Here is a 5,185-nt window from a genome sequence, read left to right as displayed (position 1 = left end):
ACACCCAGCCTGTCCCCGGATTCAAACGGAGTACGCGATGAGGCCACAATGCTGCTTTTTGCTGCTCTCGGGTTGTCTGCTGTTCATTGCTGGAACCGCTTCGGCCCAACCCGGGCAAAAGGAATCGGGAATGACCATCACCCGCGAGACAATTGACCGCTGGTCTGCTCCCTACCGTGGATGGCAATACTATCCCGAGCACGTCGTGTCCGCCGCTCTCGAGCCCGCATTGACGTTTACGATGGTCGATTGTCCTCTCGTGTGGCGTCATGGGGGCGAATGGCGCATGTTCTACACAGGTTTCGACGGCCGGGGCTATCAAACTGCCCTCGCTGTCAGCACCGACCTCGTCCATTGGCAGCCCAAAGGCCTCGTCATGAGCTACGGCAAAGAGGGCGCGTTCGACCACGGCGGCGTCGCCATCTGCGGGGTCTTATATGACTCCTATGACGTCAAAGGCGCCCGCACCCTCAAGAAATGGCAGGACAAGTTCTGGGCGCTGTATAGCTGCTACCCCAAACAGGGCGGCTACGAGATACGTCCCGGCTACGAGGGCGCGGCGTGGAGCAGCGACGGCGATTCCTGGCGGCGCCTCTCCGAAGATACGCCAATCCTCAGCATTCAAGGCGCCGCCGACTGGGAGAAGGACTGCATCTATGCCCCGTGGCTCGTCGAGCACGACGGGCTCTTCATGAACTTCTATAACGCGGCCAACGGCTCGATCGAACAGATGGGCCTTGTCACCAGCACCAATATGGCCCGCTGGACGCGCTACGAGGGCAACCCGATTGTCCGCAACGGCGGTCCCGGCAGTTACGACGAACAGTTTTGCTCTGATGGAAAGGTCTACCGGGACGGAGACCACTGGGTCATGTTCTACTTTGGCGTGGGCCGAGGCGGCGCACACATCATGGCCGCATTCTCTCGCGACCTATACCACTGGACCAGCCACCCCGAGCCCCTGTACAAAGCCGGCGGAAACCCCAGCGGGCTCGACAAGACCTATGCCCACAAGATCTCACTCGTCTACAATCCCGGCAACGGCACGTTTTACATGTTCTACTGTGCCGTCGGCGACAAAGGCCGCGGCATCGGGCTTATCACCAGCAAACCTCTCGACCAATAGGCGCAAGCGCCGGTTCCGCAATTCATCGCTCCGGGAACTCCGTGCCGCGGGAGTTGTACCAGACCGAAAGAGTCCAGCCGTTGGCCGTAACTGCGCCGCCCTGGGTGTATCCGAGTGCGTTCAGTACCCGATGGCACAGCCATCCTTCCGCGGATCCGAGCCGCCAAAGTACCGTAGCGGTTCGTCCTCACGCCAGATGGCTTGGTATCCCCCGTGCGCCTCGAGATTCGGGCTAATCTCATGCCCCATGGCCGCGAGCTGTTCTTTCACGTCGTCGCTGAACCCTTTTTCGAAAGTCAGCTGCCCGCCGCCTTCCATGACGCGTCCCGTGAACGACGAACTGCCGCCGTGCTCCACCCGCGGCTGATCTCCGGCCTGCTGGGGAGACATGCCGAAGTCGATCATGTTCATGACCACCTGGGAATGCCCCTGCGGCTGGAAATCACCGCCCATTACCCCGAACGCCATGACCGGCCGCCCCGCCTTCGTCATGAACGCCGGAATAATGGTGTGGAACGGCCGCTTGTGAGGCTCCAACTTGTTCCGGTGGTTCGGGTCCAGGGCGAACGACTGTCCCCGGTTCTGAATCGGAAATCCCACCCCGTCGGGACAGATTGTCGACCCGAACCCGCTGTACAAGCTCTGAATAAGCGAGATCATGTTGCCCTCGCCGTCGGCCGCCGTCAGATAGACCGTGTCCGAATCCAACTCGGGATCCCCCGGCCGAACATTGGTGCTCGCCTTCTTCGGATTGATGAGGGCCGCGCGTTTCTTCGCATACTCTTTCGAGATCAGCCAGGCCACCGGCACGTCCGCGAACTCCGGATCCGCGTAGTAGATTGCCCGGTCCTCGAAGGCCAGCTTTTTCGCCTCCACGAACAGGTGCAGATGCTCGGCCGAATTCGGCTCCAGCGCCCCAATGTCGAACTGCTCGAGCATGTTCAGGATTTGCAGCGCTGCAATGCCTTGTCCGTTCGGCGGGATCTCCCAGACGTCCCAGCCCCGGTAGTTGCTGCTTACCGGCTCGACCCAGTCCGCCGCGTGCTCCTTGAGGTCGCGCATCGCCATGCGTCCGCCCAATTCATCTGATTTCGCCACGATCCGCTCGGCGATCTCGCCCTCGTAAAAGGCTGGCGGACCGCCCTTCGCAATCGCCTCGTACGACTTGGCCAGCAGGGGATTTCGGAATACCTCGCCGTACTGCGGCACCTTCCCCCCGGGATGGTACACAGCGGCCATGTGCGGAGCCGTGCTGTCCGTCCAATCCGTGAAGTCCGTCGAGATGATGGGGGAGAGGGGGAACCCTTCCCGCGCATACCCGATCGCCGCCTCCAGGCATTGGCTAAGGCTCAGCTTCCCGAAACGCGTGTTCAGCATGCCCCAGCCGCTCACGCATCCCGGTACGTTCCAGCACAGCGGACTCTGCCGTGGAATGCTCTTCAGACCCATGTCAAGCGCGTCCCGCAAAGACCAGTTGTACGGCGCTCTCCCGCTGGCATTGAGTCCATAGAGTTTGTGGTCCTTCTCTACCCATAGAATAGCGAACAGGTCGCCGCCAATACCGTTGTTCCCCGGCTCCGTTACCCCCAGCATCGCATTCGTGCAGATGGCCGCGTCGACGCAATTGCCGCCGGCTTTCAGAATGTCCACGCCGGCCATCGTGGCAAGCGGCTGGCTCGAACACACAATACCTCGTTGACACACCACCGTAGAGCGGTTGCTGTTGCGCGCTCTAAGCCGCTCCAAATCCAGAAACGGCGGCTTCCGTTCGGCGGCGGCTTCCCCGGACGCCGCGGTTCGCGAAACAAGACCCATCAACACCGCGCCCGCGGCAGTGGTCTGGAAGAACTGACGACGGTTCATGGCTTGCCCCTTTCCTGTGAAATCGCGCTGTTTCCCAAATCCGCCCAACCTGGTTCTGCAAACATGAAATGCACGTCCGTGTTGCGTGACCGGCGCTTCCCCGGTCATCTCCTCCGCTTTCCCCGTTCATGCCTCTTCGGCGGCAGCTCCGGCCGTCCGCTCGCGCAGTGTTCGCGTTTCTGGGAGGCCTTTTCGGGCGCTCCATGTTCCGGTATCAGAATGTGATGCTGGCGCAACCGCTCCTTATCGCTCTTGGCGACATAGATGGGGTTGCCCTCCGGATCGATGCCCGCATGATACATCGCCGTTGCCACGGTACCCGGGGTCGGAATGAAACACTGTACCTGCCGCGGTTTCCAGCCCCGCCGGCGCAGCCAGTCTCCGAGCGCGCGCATATCGTCGTCCGTACATCCCGGGAACGCGCTGATAAGGTAAGGAATCACGTACTGTTCTTTCCCCGCCCGCTTCGATTCCTTCTCGAACAGGCCCAGGAACTCCTCGAAGCGCTTGAACGAGGGCTTGCGCATCAATCGTAACACCCTGTCCGACATGTGCTCGGGGGCGACCTTCAATTGCCCGCCTACAAATTCGTTTACCAGCGCGCGGAGCGACTGATGCTCGTTGCTTACGTCATAACGAATTCCGCTTGCCACGCGCACGTGCTTCACCCCTTCGATGCCGCGAAGCTTGCGCAACAATCGCACCAACTCGGCCTCGTCCGCCTCGAAATGGGGGCATATCTCCGGCGTCAGGCAGTCCGCCCGCCTGCACGTGGTGTGCTCCGCCCCGCACCGTGCCCCCCACAGGTTCGCCGTCGGACCTCCCACGTCGCTGACACTGCCGGCCCAATCCGGATGCCTTGTCAGCGTTCGCACCTCGCGTTCCAGTGAGTTTACGCTGCGTGACCGGATCCGGCGCCCCTGGTGCAGGGCAATCGAACAAAACGTGCACCCTCCGGCGCAGCCCCGGTGCGAGGTCACGCTGAATTGAATCATGTCCGCCGCCGGAATCGGCTGCGTATAGAACGGGTGCGCTTTCCGCGTAAACGGCAATGCATACAGCGCGTCCAATTCATCGGTATCAAGCGGTTCCGCGGGCGGTGCGAACACGACATACCGGCCGCCGCTTTCTTGTATTGCCCACCGGCCTCCTTGATGCACCTGCTGCTCGAGCGCCAGCGTCGCCGACATCAACTCCTTCGGGTCGTTCAGAATCGCGTCGTGGCACGGCAGGATGAGCAATTGCGACTTCTCCGGACCGTTCGGCGTCTCAAACACCTTTGCCAGCGACGAAACCGCAAACACCGTGCCCCGAATACCCCAAAGCGCATCACCCGGCCGCGCCGCATCCACGGCCGCCGCCTCCAGCCGCCGGGCCGCCTCCAGGATTGCCCGTTCGCCCATGCCATACACCAGCAGGTCCGCCTTGCTGTCCAGCAGGATTGAGCGCCGCACCTTGTCCGTCCAGAAATCGTAATGCGTTGCCCGGCGCAACGACGCCTCGATGCCGCCTATTGCCACGGGCAGTCCCGGAAACGCCTGCCGCACCAGGTTCGAGTAGACAATCGTGGCACGATTCGGACGCGCCCCTGCCTGGCCCCCCGGCGTGTATGCGTCATCGCTGCGCTTCTTCCGGAAGGCCGTGTAGTGGGCCAGCATTGAATCTAATGCCCCCGATGTGACTCCCGCAAAAAGCCGGGGACGCCCCAGCCGCGCAATCTCGTCCGGCCCATCCCACCGAGGCTGCGCCACGATGCCCACACGGTACCCATTCGCGCACAACCAACGCCCCAGCAAGGCCGCGCCGAACGACGGGTGGTCTACGTACGCATCGCCGGTCACAAGCAGCACGTCCAGTTCTGCCCATCCGCGCCGGGCCATCTCCCCGCGCGACATGGGCAAGGGGTCTTCGGCAGACAGCTGCTTGTTCACGTGCTCGACACTTGTCATGCGCCTATGTGGCACGCTCGGCTTCCTTGAGTTAAAGATGCGACACGCAAATCCTGGCAAAGCACCCTATTGTACCAAAGGCCGGCGCAATCCCCGATTCACATGTCTCTGGCCACGCGCCTCTCCGGAAGCCAGTACAGATATTCCAAATCGTGGGGTAGCACCGGCGAAACCGGCTACGGCGCCATGGCCCCGATGATTCGGTATTCTTCAGCGCCAACGGCGCGAAACATACCAGCCTGGCCTG

Annotated in this window: 3 protein-coding genes; 1 reads left to right on the top strand and 2 read right to left on the bottom strand. The window is 62.0% G+C overall.

Annotation, left to right across the window (positions count from 1 at the left end; all coding sequences use genetic code 11):
• Positions 1 to 1,126: hypothetical protein (locus tag PLJ71_21375; protein HQM51241.1), on the top strand; the 1,126-nt coding region annotated here is incomplete at its 5' end.
• A gap of 120 nt (positions 1,127 to 1,246) precedes the next feature.
• On the opposite strand, the gene ggt is transcribed toward PLJ71_21375, so the two are convergent.
• Together ggt and PLJ71_21365 are read right to left on the bottom strand one after the other, a co-directional pair.
• Positions 1,247 to 2,989 (bottom strand): gamma-glutamyltransferase, encoded by a 1,743-nt coding sequence (ggt, locus tag PLJ71_21370; protein HQM51240.1) that lies wholly within the window; start codon positions 2,987 to 2,989, stop codon positions 1,247 to 1,249.
• A gap of 104 nt (positions 2,990 to 3,093) precedes the next feature.
• Positions 3,094 to 4,938 carry a YgiQ family radical SAM protein gene (locus PLJ71_21365; GenBank protein ID HQM51239.1) on the bottom strand — a complete coding sequence of 615 codons (1,845 nt, stop codon included), beginning with the start codon at positions 4,936 to 4,938 and terminating at the stop codon, positions 3,094 to 3,096.
• Between the last annotated feature and the right edge of the window lie 247 nt (positions 4,939 to 5,185).

The sequence above is a fragment of the Candidatus Hydrogenedentota bacterium genome (assembly GCA_035416745.1).
Classification (GTDB): domain Bacteria; phylum Hydrogenedentota; class Hydrogenedentia; order Hydrogenedentales; family SLHB01; genus UBA2224.
The sequence above is the reverse complement of the archived record's forward strand: the minus strand, read 5'-3'. Positions and strand labels throughout refer to the sequence as shown.

Bases quoted from the DNA above. Each gene is read 5' to 3' on its own strand.
- ggt (HQM51240.1), bottom strand. From the start codon at position 2,989: ATGAACCGTCGTCAGTTCTTCCAGACCACTGCCGCGGGCGCGGTGTTG.
- PLJ71_21365 (HQM51239.1), bottom strand. From the start codon at position 4,938: ATGACAAGTGTCGAGCACGTGAACAAGCAGCTGTCTGCCGAAGACCCC.